Below are 19,655 nucleotides of genomic sequence, written 5' to 3'. Positions count from 1 at the left end.
CCCCTTTCACAATCTAAAGAAAACGCCTCCATTGAGATGGATTTCACCCGCACTCTAATAACTTTACACTCTATGTGAAAAAGTTCACAAATAGGTCATAATTTGTGAAGTAATTCACAATAATCCGTGCTACAATATGAATGTAAAGAAGTTAAACAACATTAAATTAGTATTTTAATTACTTACTTAAACAATAATAAAAAATAGATGTAAACAATTGAAAGGGGAAATTAACATGAAAAAAGGTATCAATCGCGTAGTATTAGTAGGAACAGGAGCTGTAGGTTGTAGTTATGCTTACTCAATGATCAACCAAGGTGTAGCTGAAGAATTCGTACTAGTAGATGTTAATGAAGCAAAAGCAGAAGGGGAAGCAATGGACTTAAGCCATGCGGTACCATTCTCTCCAGCACCAACAAAAGTTTGGAGCGGTAGCTATGCAGATTGTAAAGATGCAGATTTAGTTGTTATCACTGCTGGATTACCACAAAAGCCAGGCGAAACTCGTTTAGACTTAGTTGAGAAAAATACAAAGATCTTTAAACAAATCGTTCGCGGTATTATGGATAGCGGATTCGATGGAATCTTCTTAATCGCAACAAACCCAGTTGATATTTTAACTTACGTAACTTGGAAAGAATCTGGTCTTCCAAAAGAGCGCGTAATTGGTTCTGGTACAACTTTAGACTCTGCTCGTTTCCGTTACATGTTAGGTGACTACTTAGATGTAGATCCACGTAACGTCCATGCTTACATCGTTGGTGAGCACGGTGATACTGAACTTCCAGTATGGAGCCATGCTACTGTAGGTGTACAAAAACTAGAAACAATCTTAGCGAACAACGAACAGTATAACCAAGAAGATTTAGATAAAATCTTTGAAAATGTACGCGATGCAGCTTACCACATTATCGAGCGTAAAGGCGCAACTTACTACGGAATCGGTATGTCACTACTTCGTGTAACTAAAGCGATCTTAAGCAACGAGAACAGCGTATTAACTGTATCTGCATACCTTGAAGGCCAATATGGTGAGAAAGATGCTTACGTAGGTGTTCCAGCTGTTATTAACCGCGAAGGTGTACGTGAAATCGTAGAACTTGAATTAAACGAAGAAGAAAAAGCGAAATTCGCTCATTCTGTAAAAGTATTAAAAGAAACAATGGCACCAGTACTATAATAATTGCTAAATAATTCAGAGGCGGGAAACTGCTTCCTACCTCTGAATTTATCCCGCTATTTGCGGGCAGTAAAACTCCCACCTCAAAATTTGGTTGGAGCGAAGAAGTTAGGTGGGAGATGAACAAAAGCCCCACTGATTATAGTTTCACTTTATATAAATTAATATAAATTCCTTTTCCGGTTTCCCTTGTATATCCCCAATATACCCCTTTTGCTGGATAAGGGTCGTTTATAGAAAAAAGCACTCTATTTTCGAATAGAGTGCTTTTATATGTTATTTTTTCGGTGTTAGACGTCTTGAAATGAATTACCCGATGTTTCGGAGTCGCTGAAATAGGCGAATACACCGCCAAATGTAAGTGATAAGCCTAGTGATGCAGTGACAACTCCCATTCCTACTTTTTGTTTCAATGACATAAGAAAGCCATCTAGTTTGATTTTTACAGCAAACATTCGCAACGAGCATGAAATAAGTAAACATAGCATTTCAGTATGAATTGTAGTTGCGAAAGTTCATTGTTCGTTATTAAGAACGAGTATGTGCTTATGAATTTTACATTTCAATAAATTTCGTGACAAAAAATGTTGAGAAACATTTTTTTATAACAGATTATTTTGTTTGAATTTCACGTGAAAAATAGTGTGAAAAACAGGGAGAAATCAATAAAGTAATATTGAGCAACAATGAAGGGTGAGAAATAGCAAGGGAAATGAAGCGTTTGCAATGAATATTCGTCAAAATTCGATATTTTACACGATAAACGTAAATATTTTAAGTGAAATTTAAGAAAAAAACGAATATTTTTTAAAAAACAACAAGGATATTTCAGTTTTTTGCAGAAATGATAAAGAGTAAAAAATTTCTGTCATCTTAGTGAGGTGAACATATTGGATGTAATAAATTGTGAAGAAGTGAAACGAGATGAGTTTCATACAGAAAAGTACTATGACAGTTATAACATCTTTGGGGCACATATTGTGACGGAAGATGGGATGCGAGGTGTACGATTCACAGTATGGGCTCCTCATGCGAAAGCAATGAGTGTTGTTGGGGATTTTAATGAATGGGATTATAAGCAACATAAGATGCTACAAGTGACAGAAGAGGGGATTTGGTCCTTGTTTGCACCGCATATTGAAGAGAATGAGATATATAAGTATGCGATTGAAACGATGGACGGTGACGTTATTTTAAAAGCAGATCCTTACGCAGTATATGCAGAAGTAAGACCAAATACGGCATCTGTAGTTTTTGATATAGAGGGATATGAATGGAATGATAAAAACTGGATTCGTAAGAGAAAGAAAAAATCGATTTATAAAGAAGCGATGACAGTTTATGAATTACATTTCGGTTCTTGGAAAAAGAAAGAAGATGGTGCTCTGTATTCTTACAGAGAAATGGCTGAGGCGCTCATTCCGTATGTGGTGGAACATCAATTTACACATATTGAAATTATGCCGCTTGTTGAGCATCCATATGATCGTTCTTGGGGATATCAAGGAACGGGATATTATGCAGCGACAAGTAGATTCGGCACGCCACATGATTTGATGTATTTTGTCGATGAATGTCATAAATATGGAATCGGTGTCATTTTAGATTGGGTGCCGGGGCATTTTTGTAAAGATGCTCACGGTTTATATTTGTTTGATGGGGCACCGACTTATGAATATAAAGATATAGATGTACAAGAAAACCTGGTATGGGGAACTGTTAATTTTGATTTAGGGAAGAGAGAAGTACGTAATTTCTTAATTTCAAATGCGTTATTTTGGATGAGATATTTCCATATTGATGGTTTCAGAGTAGATGCAGTTGCGAATATGCTGTACTGGAATAAAGAAGGAAAAGAGCAAAGCAATGAACACGCTGTTTCTTTCTTACGGGAGTTAAATGAAGCTGTGTTTGCAGAAGATGAAGAGTTTCTTATGACAGCAGAAGATTCAACAGCTTGGCCACTTGTAACAGCTCCAACATACGAGGGTGGACTTGGATTTAATTATAAATGGAATATGGGTTGGATGAATGACGTGCTGAAATATATGGAATGTGCACCAGAGTACCGGAAATACATTCATGAGAAAATGACATTCTCTTTACTATATGCTCACTCTGAAAACTTCATATTGCCGCTTTCTCATGATGAAGTCGTTCATGGGAAAAAGTCGTTATTAAATAAAATGCCGGGAGATTACTGGGATAAGTTCGCCCAACTTCGTTTATTATATGGATATTTCTTTACTCATCCAGGTAAGAAATTACTCTTTATGGGTGGAGAATTCGGGCAATTTGATGAGTGGAAAGATCTTGAAGATTTAGATTGGAATTTACATGATTTTGAAATGCATCGTTACATGCATGATTACTTTAAAGAGCTCATAGCATTGTATAAGCGCTCAAAACCACTTTGGCAGTTAGATCACTCGTCTGAAGGATTTCAGTGGATTGATGCTAATAATAATGAGCAAAGTATTTTCTCGTTTATCCGCCAAGGGGATAATCAGGAAGATGCGTTAGTTGTCGTATGTAATTTTACGAAAGCTACATATGAAAACTATAAAGTAGGTGTACCAGATTTCGAGTATTATAACGAAATTTTAAACAGTGACGCGGTGCAATATGGCGGGTCGGGGCAAGTTAATAAGAAACGTCTCAAGACGATTCTAGAGCCATATCATAATCAAGCGGCACATGTAGAAATTACAATTCCACCATTTGGCGTATCCATATTACGACCAGTGAAGACGAGAAAGGGGAGCAAAAAACAAGATGGCTCAAAAACAAAAGTGCGTAGCAATGTTACTAGCAGGGGGAAAAGGTAGTCGTTTAAGTGCATTAACAAAAAATTTAGCCAAGCCAGCTGTTCCATTTGGTGGTAAATATCGCATTATTGATTTTACGTTAAGTAACTGTGCAAACTCCGGTATTGAAACGGTAGGGATTTTAACACAATATCAACCGTTAGAACTTCATAATTATATTGGAATCGGAAACGCTTGGGATCTTGATCGTGTAAATGGTGGAGTCACTGTGTTACCTCCTTATGCGGAGTCTTCAGGTGTGAAGTGGTATACAGGTACGGCAAGTGCTATTTATCAAAACCTAAACTATTTAAGTCAGTACGAACCAGAATATGTCCTTATTTTATCAGGCGATCATATTTATAAAATGGATTACAGTAAAATGCTAGATTACCATATTGAGAAAGAAGCAGATGTTTCAATTTCTGTTATTGAAGTGCCATGGGATGAAGCAAGTCGCTTTGGCATCATGAATACAAATGAAGAGATGGAAGTTGTTGAATTTGAGGAGAAACCGCAATTTCCAAGAAGTAATCTTGCATCAATGGGAATTTATATTTTTAACTGGGCTATTTTAAAAGAATATTTAGAGATGGATGCAAGAAACCCTGAATCTAGTAATGACTTTGGAAAAGATGTACTTCCGCTTTTATTAGATGAAGGGAAGAAGTTGATGGCGTATCCGTTTGAAGGATATTGGAAAGATGTTGGAACGGTGAAAAGCTTATGGGAAGCGAATATGGATTTACTTCGCGATGAAACATCGTTGAATTTAAACGATCGTAATTGGCGCATTTATTCTGTAAATCCAAACGAGCCACCTCAATATATTGCAGAACAGGCAAAAGTAGAAGAGTCACTTATTAATGAAGGGTGCGTCATTGAAGGGGACGTGAAGCATTCTGTTTTATTCCAAGGAGTGACGGTGGAAGAAGGTAGTATGGTAATCGATTCTGTCGTTATGCCGGGGGCAAAGATTGGTAAAAACGTTGTGATTGAAAGAGCGATCGTTGGATCGGAAATGGTTATTGAAGATGGGACAATAATTCGTCCAGAAAAAAATGTTGATGATGTAGTACTAATTGCTGAAGGAAAATAGAAAAGGGGGATGAAATGAATGGGAGAAAAAATGTTAGGAATTATTAATGCAACGGGAAGTTTTCCTTCCTTAAAGAAAGTAACAGGGCATCGTTCATTAGCGGCATTACCGTTTGGAGGCCGTTACCGCCTCATTGATTTCATGCTTTCAAATATGGTGAATTCTAATATTCATAGCGTGGCGGTTTTTACAAGTCATAAAAATCGTTCTTTAATGGATCATGTCGGTTCAGGAAAACAGTGGGATTTAGATAGAAAGCGTGATGGACTGTTTTTATTCCCACCGAACTGCCAATGTGATCATGACGAATTTGGATCTTTTGCACATTTTAGAAGACATATTGATTATTTTCTAAGAAGCAGAGAAGAATATGTTGTTATTACGAATAGCCATCTTGTAACAGCGTTAAACTTTCAAGCGGTGTTAGAGCGACATATACATACGTCTGCAGATATTACTGAAGTTTGTCATGAAGGGGTTTCGCTTCAAACATATGTGTTAAAGAAACAATTATTGCTAGACTTATTTGAGACATATAAAGATGTGGAGCAATACAGTTTATTTGATGTAGTGAGAGAAAAGAGCGGGAAATCACTGCATATTGCTACGTATGAGCATACAGGATATGTAGCTATCATTGATTCGATTGAAAGTTACTATAAGCATAGTCTAGAAATTTTGCAGCCTACTATTTGGAAGCAATTATTTAAGAAAGAAGCACCAATCTTTACGAAAGTAAAAGATGAGCCGCCAACTCGTTATATGAAGGGTGCAGTAGTGAAAAATACGATGATTGCAAACGGTAGTATTATTGAAGGTGAAGTGGAAAATAGTGTTATCTCCCGTTCTGTTAAAATTGGAAAAGGTTCAATTGTTCGTAATAGTATTATTATGCAAAAGAGCAAAATTGGAGATAATTGCATAATAGACGGTGTTATTATTGATAAAGATGTGAAACTTGGCGACGGCGTAGTGTTAAAAGGAAGTGCTGATGAGCCATATGTTGTAGAAAAAGGTAGTGTACAAAATAGTACAATCAACAGTTATTCGTAAATAGCAGGTGCATAATTAGTGGGGGATTTAGAAAACCCCCACTAATTAAGGTTTTACTCTATATGAAAACTTGAAGGGAGGAAGCTGTAAGAAGAGCGATTTATGATGTATACGCTTTTCGTGCAGTGGAACAACAGGTGAATATTTTATTTGCAGTATCAGAATGTGTACCGTTTATTAAATCCGGAGGTCTAGCTGATGTAGCAGGAGCGCTTCCAAAAGAATTAAAAAAATTAGGAGTGAATGTTCGCATTATACTTCCAAACTACAGTCTTATCCCGAAAGAGTTAAGAGAAGGATGTACGCTTCATAAAGTAATTAACGTTCCTCTTGGATGGAGAAACCAATATTGCGGGATTTTAAAAGGTGAGCAGGATGGGATTACGTATTACTTAATAGATAATGAATATTATTTTAAGAGAGATTCTCTCTATGGCCATTATGATGATGGGGAGCGTTTTTCTTATTTTTCAAAAGCAGTTTTAGAGTGTATTCCGCATCTTGATTTCGAAGTAGATGTTCTTCATAGCCATGATTGGCATACAGCTATGGTTAATTTCTTACTTCGTGAAAAGTATCAAGATAACCCGTTATATGAGCATATTAAAACGGTATATACGATTCATAACTTGCAGTTCCAAGGTGTATTTCCTCCTGAAGTGATGTACGACTTACTGGAGCTTGGTCATGAATATTTTCATAGTGAACAGCTTGAGTTTTATGGAAACGTGAACTTTATGAAAGGCGGTATTATCGCATCTGACCAAATTACAGCGGTTAGCCCGACATATAAAGAAGAGATTCAATATGAGTTTTTCGGTGAGAAGTTAGATGGATTGCTACGAAAGCATAACGATAAGCTTAGTGGCATTGTAAATGGAATTGATACGAGTGTATATAATCCAGAAACAGATCCATATATTACGGCTCAGTATAGTGCAGAGTCATTAGAGGAAAAGAGTGAAAATAAACGCGCATTGCAGCGTTATTTTGGTTTACCAGAAAAAGAAGATACACCAGTTATTTCGATGGTAACACGATTGACGAAGCAAAAGGGGCTTGATCTAGTACGTACTGTATTCCGTGAAATAATGGAAGAAGATGTACAATGTATTATTTTGGGATCAGGCGATTCTGAATACGAGCAGTTCTTTGAATGGATGGCATACGAATATCCAGAAAAGGTAAAAGTATATATTGGATTTAATGAAGCGTTAGCGCACCAAGTGTACGCGGGAAGCGATTTGTTTTTAATGCCATCGCTGTTTGAACCGTGTGGACTTGGACAACTTATTGCGCTAGCATATGGCACGATTCCAATTGTAAGAGAAACAGGCGGATTAAATGATACTGTACATTCTTACGATGAGGAAACTGGAATTGGGAATGGCTTTAGCTTTACGAATTTTAATGCGCATGACATGTTACATACAATTCTTCGTGCAATTGAGTTTTATCAAGATAAACCGGTATGGGATAAGCTTGTAAAGCAAGCGATGACTGAAGATTATAGCTGGGGGAAATCTGCTCTTGCATATAAGAAATTGTATAAAAGTCTCATGGAATAACATTGAGGTGGTGAAAAAATGTTTACTCATGTTGAAAGCTTTAAATCCGCTTTTCTAGAAAAATTAGAAATGATGTATGGGAAAAGTTTCAAAGATTCTACAACCCGTGATCAGTATAATACGCTTGGTCATATGGTACGTGAGTATATGAATAGTCAATGGATTGCAACGAATGAAAGTTATCGTTCTGGAGATCAAAAGCAAATGTATTATTTATCCATTGAGTTTTTACTTGGGCGTTTGCTAGGCAGTAACATATTAAATTTAGGCATTCGAGATGTATGTGAAAAGGGGCTTTCTGAACTTGGAATTTCTTTGCAAGAGTTAGAAGAGATTGAAGCAGATGCTGGCCTTGGTAATGGTGGCCTTGGACGTTTAGCAGCCTGTTTCCTCGATTCACTCGCTTCTTTAAACTTACCAGGACATGGCTGTGGTATTCGTTATAAGCATGGCCTGTTTGATCAAAAAATTGTTGACGGCTATCAAGTAGAATTTCCAGAACAGTGGCTTCTTCATGAAAACGTTTGGGAAGTAAGAAGGTATGACCAAGCCGTAGAAGTAAGTTATTTTGGAAACGTTGAACCACTAGAAATTGATGGACGTTTAGAGTTCAGGCATACAAATGCAGAAGTTATTATGGCAGTACCATATGACGTTCCAGTTGTAGGATATGAAACAAGTACTGTAAATACGCTTCGGCTTTGGAATGCGGAGCCAGTTCCTTTCCCGCAAAACTGCAAAGATATTTTGAAATATAAGCGTGAAACAGAGGCCGTATCGGAATTTTTATATCCAGATGATACGCATGATGAGGGGAAAATACTTCGTTTAAAACAACAGTATTTCCTCGTATCAGCAAGTTTGCAAAACATCGTTCGTATGCATAGGGAGAGACACGGTAGTCTTCGTCAGTTACATGAAAAAATTGCGATTCATATAAACGATACACATCCGGTTCTAGCAATTCCAGAACTTATGCGTATTTTATTAGACGAAGAAAAATTGACATGGGAAGAAGCTTGGCACATAACAACGCAGACGATTTCCTATACGAATCATACAACGTTATCAGAAGCGCTTGAGAAATGGCCAATTCACATTTTCAAACCGTTATTACCGAGAATTTATATGATTATTGAAGAAATTAATGAACGTTTCTGTCATGAGCTTTGGGACCGTTATTCGTACGATTGGAAGCGCATTGAGGACATGGCCATTATTGCACATGACCTTGTGAAAATGGCTCATTTAGCGATTGTTGGTAGCCATAGCGTTAACGGTGTGGCGAAAATTCATACAGAAATTTTAAAGCAGCGTGAAATGCGATTGTTCTATGAATTTTATCCAGATAAGTTTAATAATAAAACGAATGGAATTGCTCATAGGCGCTGGCTAATGAAGGCGAATCCGCAGCTGACGAATCTTATTTCGGAAGCGATTGGTGAAGAGTGGAAGAAAGAGCCAATTAAGCTACAAGCACTGCAAAACTTCATACATGATACTAGTTTTCAAGAAAAGCTTGCAGGGGTAAAACAAGAGCGTAAGATTATTTTAGCGGAGCGCATTCATAATAAAATGGGGATCACTATTGATCCAAATTCTATTTTTGATGTGCAAGTGAAAAGGCTACATGCCTATAAACGACAGTTATTAAATGTTCTTCATATTTTGTACTTGTATAATCGTTTAAAAGAGGATACTAGTTTTTCATTTTACCCGCGTACTTTTATTTTTGGAGCGAAAGCATCACCTGGCTATTATTATGCGAAGAAAATTATTAAATTAATAAATGAGCTTGCAAGAAAAGTAAATACCGATCCGTACGTAAGTCAATTTATGAAAGTTATCTTTCTAGAAAACTACCGAGTTTCTTTAGCGGAAGATATATTCCCGGCGGCAGATGTAAGTGAACAAATTTCAACTGCGAGTAAAGAAGCATCGGGAACAGGTAACATGAAATTCATGATGAATGGTGCAATTACACTCGGAACGTTAGATGGAGCTAATATTGAAATAAAAGACCGGGTCGGTGATGATGCCTGCTTCATTTTCGGCTTAACAGCGGATGAGGTTCTTCATTACTACCAAAATGGTGGATATCGTGCAAGTGACTATTATCACCACAATATGCATATTAAAAAAGTAGTAGATCAGTTAACGAATGGTTTCTTTGCACAGTCGGGAGCTGAATTTGAAGCGATTTATGATTCTCTCGTTATTCAAAATGATGAATACTTCGTTCTTCGAGATTTTAGCCCATATGCTGAAAGACAAGAAGCTGTCGGAAGGGCATACGAAAATAGGCAGAAATGGCTGGAAATGTCGATTTTGAACATTGCACAATCGGGGCATTTTGCGAGTGATCGAACAATTTTGCAGTACAGTAATGAAATTTGGGGTATTGGTAATACTGTTAAACTTTTTTAGATGAAAGCCCCTTTTGAAGGGGCTTTTATTTATTCACTTTTAAAACAGGGATACGCTTGCTTAGAAAAATAAAACGAGCTTAATGAGATTAAGCTCGTTTTACTTATTTTGCTTAAGAAAGGTAAGGCATGAACGTATATATTATACCTGTTCCGCCATATTCCCCTGTCGCAAAGTATGAAAATGTAAAGAAACCTGTAAACGAAAAAATTATTATAAGAAAAAGTGCAAAGATAAATTTTAGCATGTAAGGTCCCCTCATCCGAAAGTAATTTCATAGATTATTATAGTATACAAATATTGAATTTCCAATTGTTTACTGGTTAAAAATGAGAGGTCAGACATGTTTTGTATGTTGTAATGGAATGATTATTCGTAATGGATTTTGTATTTTTCGTAAATGTCATGTTGTGATGAACGTGTGCATATTCCCAATCACGATCATTAAAATTTATGTTTCGGGGAGGGAGAAGTGGAACGACATCGAATAAGTTGACGAAACGAAAGCTACTAGCTACTTGCAGTTTATAATAATTTCGAAAGGCGATATCTCCAACTTTTGGAGAGGCAAATGTATAAAGACCGTACTGTGCGAAGGCAGTATTTATACGTGCATCTAGTATGTGTAGTGTAGCGAGTGCACCTCCTAAGCTATGGCCTGTTGCAAGAAGTTTCTTATGGGCTGGTAATGACACGAGCATATCCATAATAGGATCCCGGCAAGATTCATAAATTGAAAGAAAACCGTTATGGACATTTCCGCTATTTAAAGCGTATGGGTATGGCCTTTGGTTGACGAGTGAATCGATAATCCAATCTGTATCTGTTTGTGTGCCCCTAAAAGCTACAATGATCGTATCCTCAGATTCTAATATGAACCCAAACCATTCCATCGTTTGAATCGCTTTTCCTTGAAAGCCTTGTACATATTGGAATCCATCAGGTATTTCAAAAATCCCATTTTGTTTATATTGTTCATACGTTAGATCGCAGCAAGATGCTAACAGTATGGCAGTATCTTTATCGAAGGATAAAGGAGTACGCATCAAGAAAGCCCTCCTTAAGAAAAGGTATAGTTCAATATATGCAGTGAGGGACTTGATTCATTCTTTTTGAAAAAAGGCTATTTGGAAAACCAGTTGATGATCCAGAAGTTCAAAACTTTGTTGGTCAGCATATGAAGGTAACTCTTAAGTATGCCGCGGAGAAGAGGCGGTGTATTCTTTAAGTGAAAAAGTAGAGGATGTAGAAGGATTATATAAAACATTATAATAAGATGGTACGATATAATTGTAATGAGGAAGTGTATAGAGAGAATATAAGTGTTTAATTTTAAATAGCAAAATAAGAGCCTTATTACAATTCACATGTAGCAAGACTCTTTAAGTTTCTTTATTAAATTCCTCATTTAAAATAGATAATAAAGGTGTTTAATTATGAAATCTGTATGTGAAAACTTTTATTTTACAAGTATTAATATATCATTTTTATATTCAAATGAATAATCGCCCGCTTTTTCTAATAGAACAGGTAAATATTCTTTTACCATTTCAGCAATCCCTAAATTAGAGGGATTCAGTATCCAATCGATTTGCTTCCAATCGAGAATACCTTCTCTAGTTTTTTTTATAGATTCACTCTCTAATATTGTATCTACTTCAAATAAATACACATATAATCCATCTTTTTTATGATCACTAGTATTCCATGTAATGATCCCCTTTGAATAGTACTGATTTACATTGAATCCTGTTTCCTCAAACACTTCACGAATTGCACCCTCATCAGCAGTTTCACCTATTTCATATTTGCCACCAACACCGTTCCACACGCCCATAATCGGTGCCTTTTCACGATTCAACATCAAGACTTTATCCTTACTTTTTAAGAAACATACGTTATATTTAAACACTTAATCAGCCCCACATTTAAATGTATTTCTTATTTATATAAGTATATAATACAAATCCGTCAAGTACTATTTCTATACTTTATAACACTTTTATTTGTTTTTTAAACAATTTTATTATCTTATTATAGGAAGAAGAGACATGGCTTAATAAAGCGATGGAATACTATATGATTCAAAATGGTTTATACAGTCCAAAAGAAAAAGATAGTTCCCTATGAAGGAGGGGACTATCTTTTTCTAGTGTTTTATTCTTTCCCATCTAAAAGGCGACCGAGTCCGCCTAAAACGCTGCCTTCACCGCTATTTTGAGCTGCTGGGCTTGTAAGGCGTGCTGCTAAGCGACTAAGTGTTAAGGACTGAATCCAAACAGTTCCAGGACCTTCTAACGTTGCGAAGAATAAACCTTCGCCGCCAAATAGAGCTGTTTTTACTTTTCCAACGAATTGAACATCGTAGTTAACATCTTTCGTCATTGCAACGAGACAACCTGTATCAATGCGAAGTTTTTCACCAGATTTCAATTCACGCTTATATACTGTTCCGCCTGCGTGCATGAAAGCGAGTCCGTCACCTTCAAGTTTCTGCATGATGAAACCTTCACCACCGAAGAAACCAGTTCCAATTTTCTTTGTAAATTCGATTCCGATAGAAACACCTTTTGCCGCACAAAGAAATGCATCTTTTTGGCAGACTACTTTTCCTTGATATTCTGTTAAATCAACAGGAATAATTTTTCCAGGATAAGGAGCGGCGAATGATACGTGTCGTTTGCCATGACCTGTATTTGTAAATACAGTCATAAACATACTTTCACCTGTAACGAGACGTTTACCTGCGCCCATTAATTTACCGAATAGACCACTAGATGGTCCAGAACCATCACCGAAAATCGTTTCCATTTCGATATGATCTTCCATCATCATCATTGCGCCAGCCTCAGCGATAACGCTTTCTTCTGGATCTAATTCAATTTCAACAAACTGCATATCATCGCCATATAATTTATACTCGATTTCATGTGCTTGCATTTTTTCACCTCATCATATGTAGTAATTATATTGTACAGAAATCAACGGAATTAAAATACTGTAGTTTTGTTAATTTTTGAATAAAAATAGAATGGAAATTTAAGATTATACTAGGATTATAAAAAATGATAGGATGAAAGTATTCTCATTTGACGTTTTGGATTCAGCGTGATATAGTGAAAACACTATTGAGCTACATAATGTGGTACGGAAATAAAGCACGTTGTATTAAAGGCTGTAAGCTTGTTATACATTCATGTCCTTTATATCCACCTTTTCATGTGGATTCATAGTTTCATTTTTATTTAGGAGGTACATGACATGCAAACAGGTAAAGTTAAATGGTTTAACGGCGAAAAAGGTTTTGGCTTCATCGAAGTTGAAGGCGGAGAAGACGTATTCGTACATTTCTCAGCTATTCAAGGCGACGGCTTCAAAACTTTAGAAGAAGGTCAAGAAGTTTCTTTCGAAATCGTTGATGGAAACCGCGGACCACAAGCAGCTAACGTTACAAAAAACTAATTAGCTAGCGAAAAAAAGCATTCCGAACTTCGGAATGCTTTTTTTATGCTTTAGAACTAGACTCATCTGAAGATAATTCACCTTTAAAGGTGCGTTCTTCAAAATCATCAAGCAATTGTTCATATTCTTCATGTTCCTCTGTAGCGAAAACTTGTGGGTTTTTTCCATACATATCTGTTCCGATAAAGTTTTCGAAATCCTCTACATAACCAACATTTTCTTCACTATTTACATACATACCGTTATAGTTTTTTGAATCCTGTCTTTCTAAATCGGAGGGTGTTTCTGATGTTCCGTAATTTGCGACGTCTTGCCAAGCGTCTTCAGCATCATATTCAACAGAATGATCTTCGTCGTGCTTGTGAAACGAAGGAGCTAGCACCTCTTCTTCAACTGGGCGCGTGTTCATATCTAATTTATTTGTAGTGTGCTGAATACACGTTGTAGCAGTTGGCATTGCTTCTAATCTTTCAAATGGAATTTCCTCACCAGACACTTCGCAAATTCCGTACGTACCAGCTTCAATTTTTTGCAGAGCATGTTTCGTATCTTCTAACTGTTTATGCCAAAATTCGATGAGTCCGAAATCTTTCTCACGTTCGTACAATTCTGTAGCCATATCACCTGGATGGTTGTCATAGCTAGACAATTCTCCTACTGAATCACGTTCAGATGCACGGTTTTCATTTTCATGAGTTTGTATCGTTTGTTCAACTTCTTGCTGTTGTTTTTCTAAAATAGATTTAAATTGATTTATTTGTTGTGGAGTTAACATAGTCGTCCACCTTCCTACAATTCGGTTTCTTTACATAGTATGAGCGTTCGGAGTAGGAATTATGAGATGAATTTCAGCTGGGAAGTTGGTATATGAAAAAAGGAGCTGCGTAAGCAGCTCCTTTCTATAGGAAGTATCCAAGCAATAATCCGATTCCCATTAGGAGACCGAAAATTGTATTTGTTTTTGCTGTTGAAATCATCGCAGGTACCATTTCCATTGGAATGCTTTTGCCGATAAAGCCTTTCGTCGCTTTAAATGCTTTCGGTGCACTTAAGAATACGATAAGCATCCATGGTGATACGATGTTAACGATGATTAAAGCGATTGTCCAAATGTAGGAAACGATGAACATAGAAGCAAGTACACCAACTGCTCTTTCGCGTCCAACGAGAATTGCTAACGTTTTACGACCATTTTCTTTATCACCATCTAAATCACGAATATTGTTAGATAGTAAAATTGCACCAATTAAAATGGAGCTGGGAATAGATAATAAAATCACTTCTGATGTTACTGCCCCTGTTTGGATAAAGAATGAAATACCAATAATAATGACACCCATAAATAATCCTGCTGTTAGCTCTCCAAATGGTGTATATGCAATTGGAATGGGGCCGCCAGTGTAAAGGTAAGCAACGGCCATACAAACAAGACCGATTGCAGCAAGCCACCAGCTAGAGTTCATACAAATATAAACACCTAATAGCGTTGCGATGCCTAAAAATCCGAATGCTAAGTTAAGCACGGTTTTTGGTTTAATGCCATCGCGGACGATAGCACCGCCGATTCCAACTGAACCTTCATGATCGAGTCCTCTTTTATAATCAAAGTATTCATTAAACATGTTCGTTGCTGCTTGAATGAGAAGGCAAGCAAGAAGCATCATAAAGAAAAGAGGAAGATGTATTTGATTTATACCTCCGACCTGCATTGCATAAGCTGTTCCGATGAAAACAGGAACGAAAGCTGCTGTTAATGTATGGGGACGTAATAAACTCCACCAAATGCGCCAGCCGGTTTGTTTACTTGGCTTTTGCGCTGTAGGAGAGGAATTCGTTTCGACGTTCATTTCCATGTTGAACCCTCCTTGGTCACGTATTGTACACAATTAAGTGTAGAAAAAGCATCATTTAGTGTCAACGTTTATTTTCTAGGAAGAGAAGGTGAATTTCTCAGAAATGCTAAACGTTGACAGGCCTTTCCTTTGAGGTGTATCTTAAAATCAAGCGTAATTATGACTATTTTTCGCCCATAGGGGGGAGACAATTGTGATTCAAACGAAACAAAAAGGCTTACAAGAAGTTCTTGTTACAGCTATTAAGCGTGCGACTGATGAAAAAACATTAGTTAGTTTTGTAAAACAAATAGATTGGGTGGATCCACTTCTGTTTTATGCAGCAGGAAAAAGGGTCTCATTCGAAAATAGATGTTATTTTGCAGACCCAGCTCAGCATGTAATATTTGCTGGAATTGGCTCTGTTTTCACTATAGCAAATTCTTCTCACAAACGCTTTCAAACTGCTCGTGACGAGTGGGATAAAGTGAAAGAGAAAGCATTTGTACAAAGAGAAGGATATGAATTTGGAACAGGTCCTCTTTTATTTGGTGGATTTTCATTTGACCAAGAAAAAGAAAAAACGAATCTTTGGAAAGAATTTGATGATACCACATTTTCACTACCAGCATTTTTATTAACTGTAAAAAATGAAAAAGCGTGGTTAACCATTAATCAGTTCGTTTCAGCTGAAGATTGTGCAGAAACTCTTTATAACGAAATTATTTCTGTAGAAGAGAGAATTTTACAAGAGAGTAAATGTGCACTAGAAGGATCAAAATTAACAGTTACTTCTAAAGTAGAAGTTGATCCGAAGGGCTGGATGAATGCGATTGGAAAAGTTCAGGATGAAATGAAGCAAGGGAACGTGCAGAAGGTTGTATTAGCAAGGGAGCTAAAATTAACGATGGATCAGCATATTGATTCCGTTCTTGTTTTAGAAGCGCTTCGCATTGGGCAACCGGATTGTTACGTATTTTCTTTTGATTATAAAGGAGCATGCTTCTTAGGGGCGACACCTGAGCGATTGATTCGAAAAGAAGGCGAGAAGTTTACATCGATGTGCCTTGCTGGTTCAATTGGTCATGGCAATTCTATAGAAGAAAGTAAACAAAATGGTGAGACGCTTCTTCATGATGAAAAGAATTTGGCTGAACACGGTTATGTAGTTAACATGATTCGAGGTGTGCTAAGTGAGCATTGCGAATCTGTTAATATTCCGGAGAGCCCGGGCTTATTAACGACGAAAAATTTAATCCATTTATATACGCCAGTAGAAGCAAAAGGCGATGCAAGTCTTTTAGCGATGGTAGAAGAATTACATCCAACGCCAGCTCTTGGTGGTACACCTCGTCATGAGGCGTTGAAATTAATCCGTGATGTAGAGCTTTTAGATAGAGGATTATATGGTGCCCCAATTGGCTTTATAGATGATGAAGGAAATGGTGAATTTGCGGTTGCACTTCGCTGCGGATTATTAAACGGCGAGAAAGCATCCTTATTTGCCGGCTGTGGTATCGTAATTGATTCAGTAGCGCAGCTTGAATATGAAGAAACAAGTTTGAAGTTTAGACCGATGCTTGGTGCTTTGGAGGAATTAATGAAATGAACAATCATATAGAAGCATTATCATATTATTTAGGCGCGTTCGTGGACGAACTGACGCGTCTAAATGTATGTGATGTTGTTATTAGTCCAGGCTCACGGTCAACGCCGATTGCCTTACTAATGGAACAACATGAAGGAATAAAAACATATTTACATGTAGACGAAAGATCAGCAGGATTCTTTGCGCTTGGTATTGCGAAAGCAAAAAAACGTCCTGTTGCACTATTATGTACGTCAGGGACGGCAGCTGCGAACTATTATCCAGCTGTATGTGAAGCGTTTCATTCACGAGTGCCGCTTATCGTATTAACGGCGGATAGACCGCATGAATTACGAGATGTGGGTGCACCACAGGCGATGAATCAATTTAATTTATACGGTACTTTTGTGAAGCAATTTATGGAGATGGCACTTCCGGAGGCGAGCGAAACGATGTATCATTACGCTCGTATGACGACACAGCGTGCGATAGCAAGCGCACTTCTAGCACCGCAAGGACCTATCCATCTCAATTTTCCGCTTCGCGAGCCGTTAATCCCAGATTTTTCATTAGAAAGCTTATGGGATAAAGGGCGTGGTGAATATACAGGAGTAGTTCAGCAAGGGAACGTGACGATGCCGAGTGAATATGTAGATTCTCTTGTAGGGCGCCTTTCACATATGGAAAAGGGGCTTATTATTTGTGGAGACGGCAATCATCCAGAAATCACAGAAGTTGTTATGAAAGTAGCTGAGAAAACAGGGTATCCAATTTTAGCAGATCCACTTTCTAATCTCCGTAGTGGTAATCATGATAAAACGATGGTTATAGATTGTTATGATACATTTTTACGAAATGAATTGTTAAAAGAAACGTGGAAGCCGGATGTTTTAATTCGTTTCGGCGGAATGCCTGTTTCTAAAGCATTAACGCAGTTCATCAAAAAACAAACGAAAGCTGTTCATATCGTTGTTGATGAATCTGGACAATGGAGAGATCCAGCTCTAGTTGCGACAGAAGTTGTACAAGCTAGTGACATTGAATTTTGCAGAGCATTAATAGATAAAATGCCAGTTATGAAAAAGAATGATTGGTTCGGAATGTGGAAACATATAAACGAGAAAACGCGAGAAACACTTCGTGAGATGGAAACATATGAAACGGCATTTGAAGGAAAAGTAATTACGGATATTGTACGTGTATTACCAGAAGGGGCAACGTTATTTGCAAGTAATAGTATGCCAATTCGCGATACAGATTCATTTTTCTTCACGTCGGATAAAAACATTCAAGTAATGGCGAACCGCGGTGTAAATGGTATTGATGGAATCATTTCAACAGCTTTAGGAGCGAGTATTATTTGTGATCCGCTCGTATTAGTAATCGGTGATTTATCATTTTATCACGATTTAAACGGATTATTAGCCGCAAAATTACATGAATTAAATATAACGATTGTTGTTGTAAATAATGATGGTGGAGGTATTTTCTCATTCTTACCACAATACGAGAAAAAGGAACATTTCGAATCATTATTTGGAACACCAATTGGGCTTGATTACGAGCATGTTGTCAAAATGTATGGTGGCTCATTTAGCCGTGTGGATGGATGGGAAAACTTCCGAGAAGAAGTACAAACTGGAACGACAACGAAAGGATTACACGTTGTGGAAATTTGTACGAATCGCGAAGAAAACTTGAAATTACATCGTGAATTATGGGCAAAAACAATGGACGTTATTACTACATCTTTGCAAGGTGAATCAAAATGAAAGTAACATTGCAAGGTGTATCGTATGAATATGAAGTAGCCGGAAGCGGGGAACCACTTCTACTTCTTCATGGTTTTACGGGAAGCATGGAAACGTGGCGTTCCTTTATTCCTTCTTGGAGCGAGCAGTTTCAAGTCATTTTAGTAGATCTTGTTGGACACGGGAAAACGGAAAGTCCTGAAGATGTGACGCATTATGATATTCAAAATGTGGCGCTGCAAATGAAAGAACTACTGGATCATCTTCATATTGAAAATGCACATGTACTTGGCTATTCAATGGGCGGGAGACTTGCGATTACGATGGCATGCTTATATCCAGGATATGTGCGTTCTATTCTTTTAGAAAACTGTACAGCTGGACTTGAGAGTGAGGAAGAGCGAAAAGAACGCAAGGAAAAAGATGAACGACTTGCCGATAAAATCGAGCAAGAAGGCATCCGAAGTTTTGTATCGATGTGGGAAAATATTCCGCTATTTGAAACGCAACAACGTTTAGCGCAAAACGTAAAAGAAGCGGTGCGAAAAGAACGACTTGCTAATAATCCAAAAGGACTTGCAAATAGTCTTCGCGGCATGGGAACAGGGGCTCAGCCTTCATGGTGGAACGAATTGCAAAACTTAAAAATGCCTGTCCTTTTACTGAATGGAGAAAGCGATGAAAAGTTCTTTCGCCTATTAAAAAACATAGAAAAATGCATCCCTCGCGCGAAATTTGTCAAAATTGATGGTGCTGGCCATGCAATTCATGTGGAACAACCGGAAAAGTTTGATACAATAGTAAAGGGATTTCTAAAAACTATGCAGTGATGCTTTTTTCAGCAAGAAGGAAGTTGCACTTATAGAGGAGATCAGAAATATAAAAGGA

General features: G+C 37.3%; 15 protein-coding genes and 2 pseudogenes. 11 read left to right on the top strand and 6 right to left on the bottom strand.

Features of this window, described 5'->3' with window-relative positions; all coding sequences use genetic code 11:
* The first annotated feature begins 235 nt into the window (after positions 1 to 235).
* Positions 236 to 1,180, top strand: a complete 945-nt coding sequence (locus EXW56_RS23350; RefSeq protein WP_002112560.1) for an L-lactate dehydrogenase — start codon at positions 236 to 238, stop codon at positions 1,178 to 1,180.
* 299 nt (positions 1,181 to 1,479) lie between these two features.
* On the opposite strand, the pseudogene EXW56_RS23345 reads toward EXW56_RS23350, so the two are convergent.
* A pseudogene (locus tag EXW56_RS23345) lies at positions 1,480 to 1,599 on the bottom strand (TasA family protein); the annotation flags it as partial.
* 471 nt (positions 1,600 to 2,070) lie between these two features.
* On the opposite strand from EXW56_RS23345, the gene glgB reads away from it, so the two are divergent.
* From glgB to glgP, 5 genes are all read left to right on the top strand, one after another.
* Entirely contained in the window at positions 2,071 to 4,008 is a 1,938-nt protein-coding gene (gene glgB, locus EXW56_RS23340; RefSeq protein ID WP_204208786.1) for a 1,4-alpha-glucan branching protein GlgB, read from the top strand.
* The gene (gene glgC / locus EXW56_RS23335; protein WP_000057600.1) at positions 3,956 to 5,086 is read left to right on the top strand and encodes a glucose-1-phosphate adenylyltransferase; all 1,131 of its coding nucleotides are present in this window, start codon (positions 3,956 to 3,958) and stop codon (positions 5,084 to 5,086) included. Before glgB ends, glgC begins: the two co-directional genes overlap by 53 nt.
* Before the next feature lie 18 nt (positions 5,087 to 5,104).
* Positions 5,105 to 6,139 carry a glucose-1-phosphate adenylyltransferase subunit GlgD gene (gene glgD / locus EXW56_RS23330; protein WP_002160052.1) on the top strand — a complete coding sequence of 345 codons (1,035 nt, stop codon included), beginning with the start codon at positions 5,105 to 5,107 and terminating at the stop codon, positions 6,137 to 6,139.
* A 137-nt stretch (positions 6,140 to 6,276) separates the two neighbouring features.
* Positions 6,277 to 7,707 (top strand): glycogen synthase GlgA, encoded by a 1,431-nt coding sequence (gene glgA / locus EXW56_RS23325; RefSeq protein ID WP_002112556.1) that lies wholly within the window; start codon positions 6,277 to 6,279, stop codon positions 7,705 to 7,707.
* Positions 7,708 to 7,725: 18 nt separating this feature from the next.
* Complete coding sequence (gene glgP, locus EXW56_RS23320; protein WP_002198995.1) at positions 7,726 to 10,134, top strand: glycogen phosphorylase; 2,409 nt, start codon at positions 7,726 to 7,728, stop codon at positions 10,132 to 10,134.
* 323 nt (positions 10,135 to 10,457) lie between these two features.
* Here glgP and EXW56_RS23315 read toward each other — a convergent pair whose 3' ends face one another.
* Positions 10,458 to 11,180 (bottom strand): lipase family protein, encoded by a 723-nt coding sequence (locus EXW56_RS23315; protein WP_002112553.1) that lies wholly within the window; start codon positions 11,178 to 11,180, stop codon positions 10,458 to 10,460.
* A gap of 413 nt (positions 11,181 to 11,593) precedes the next feature.
* Positions 11,594 to 12,046 (bottom strand): NUDIX hydrolase, encoded by a 453-nt coding sequence (locus EXW56_RS23310; protein ID WP_215597008.1) that lies wholly within the window; start codon positions 12,044 to 12,046, stop codon positions 11,594 to 11,596.
* Between the two features lie 128 nt (positions 12,047 to 12,174).
* On the opposite strand from EXW56_RS23310, the pseudogene EXW56_RS28015 reads away from it, so the two are divergent.
* A pseudogene (locus tag EXW56_RS28015) lies at positions 12,175 to 12,264 on the top strand (MerR family transcriptional regulator); the annotation flags it as partial.
* Between the two features lie 27 nt (positions 12,265 to 12,291).
* On the opposite strand, the gene EXW56_RS23305 reads toward EXW56_RS28015, so the two are convergent.
* Positions 12,292 to 13,074: a TIGR00266 family protein gene (locus tag EXW56_RS23305; RefSeq protein WP_215597007.1), complete on the bottom strand. Its 783-nt coding sequence runs from the start codon at positions 13,072 to 13,074 to the stop codon at positions 12,292 to 12,294.
* 321 nt (positions 13,075 to 13,395) lie between these two features.
* On the opposite strand from EXW56_RS23305, the gene cspD reads away from it, so the two are divergent.
* Positions 13,396 to 13,596 carry a cold-shock protein CspD gene (gene cspD, locus EXW56_RS23300; RefSeq protein WP_001193051.1) on the top strand — a complete coding sequence of 67 codons (201 nt, stop codon included), beginning with the start codon at positions 13,396 to 13,398 and terminating at the stop codon, positions 13,594 to 13,596.
* Positions 13,597 to 13,639: 43 nt separating this feature from the next.
* On the opposite strand, the gene EXW56_RS23295 is transcribed toward cspD, so the two are convergent.
* Both EXW56_RS23295 and EXW56_RS23290 read right to left on the bottom strand, forming a co-directional pair.
* Positions 13,640 to 14,371 carry a yteA family sporulation protein gene (locus EXW56_RS23295; RefSeq protein WP_002112546.1) on the bottom strand — a complete coding sequence of 244 codons (732 nt, stop codon included), beginning with the start codon at positions 14,369 to 14,371 and terminating at the stop codon, positions 13,640 to 13,642.
* A 124-nt stretch (positions 14,372 to 14,495) separates the two neighbouring features.
* Positions 14,496 to 15,449, bottom strand: a complete 954-nt coding sequence (locus EXW56_RS23290; protein WP_002112545.1) for a 1,4-dihydroxy-2-naphthoate polyprenyltransferase — start codon at positions 15,447 to 15,449, stop codon at positions 14,496 to 14,498.
* Positions 15,450 to 15,642: 193 nt separating this feature from the next.
* On the opposite strand from EXW56_RS23290, the gene EXW56_RS23285 reads away from it, so the two are divergent.
* Genes EXW56_RS23285 through menH form a run of 3 tightly spaced genes read left to right on the top strand, consistent with a single transcriptional unit; the run spans position 15,643 to position 19,597 of the window.
* Entirely contained in the window at positions 15,643 to 17,037 is a 1,395-nt protein-coding gene (locus tag EXW56_RS23285; RefSeq protein ID WP_002112544.1) for an isochorismate synthase, read from the top strand.
* A complete protein-coding gene (menD, locus tag EXW56_RS23280; RefSeq protein ID WP_215597006.1) occupies positions 17,034 to 18,788 on the top strand; it encodes a 2-succinyl-5-enolpyruvyl-6-hydroxy-3-cyclohexene-1-carboxylic-acid synthase in 1,755 nt (584 codons plus the stop codon). Before EXW56_RS23285 ends, menD begins: the two co-directional genes overlap by 4 nt.
* A complete protein-coding gene (gene menH / locus EXW56_RS23275) occupies positions 18,785 to 19,597 on the top strand; it encodes a 2-succinyl-6-hydroxy-2,4-cyclohexadiene-1-carboxylate synthase (RefSeq protein ID WP_215557633.1) in 813 nt (270 codons plus the stop codon). The genes menD and menH overlap by 4 nt, the downstream gene beginning before the upstream one ends.
* Positions 19,598 to 19,655: the final 58 nt, after the last annotated feature.

It is taken from the genome of Bacillus mycoides (assembly GCF_018742245.1).
GTDB classification, from domain to species: Bacteria; Bacillota; Bacilli; order Bacillales; family Bacillaceae_G; genus Bacillus_A; species Bacillus_A cereus_U.
Note: the sequence above shows the minus strand (reverse complement) of the source record. Positions and strands in the feature narration are given on the sequence as shown.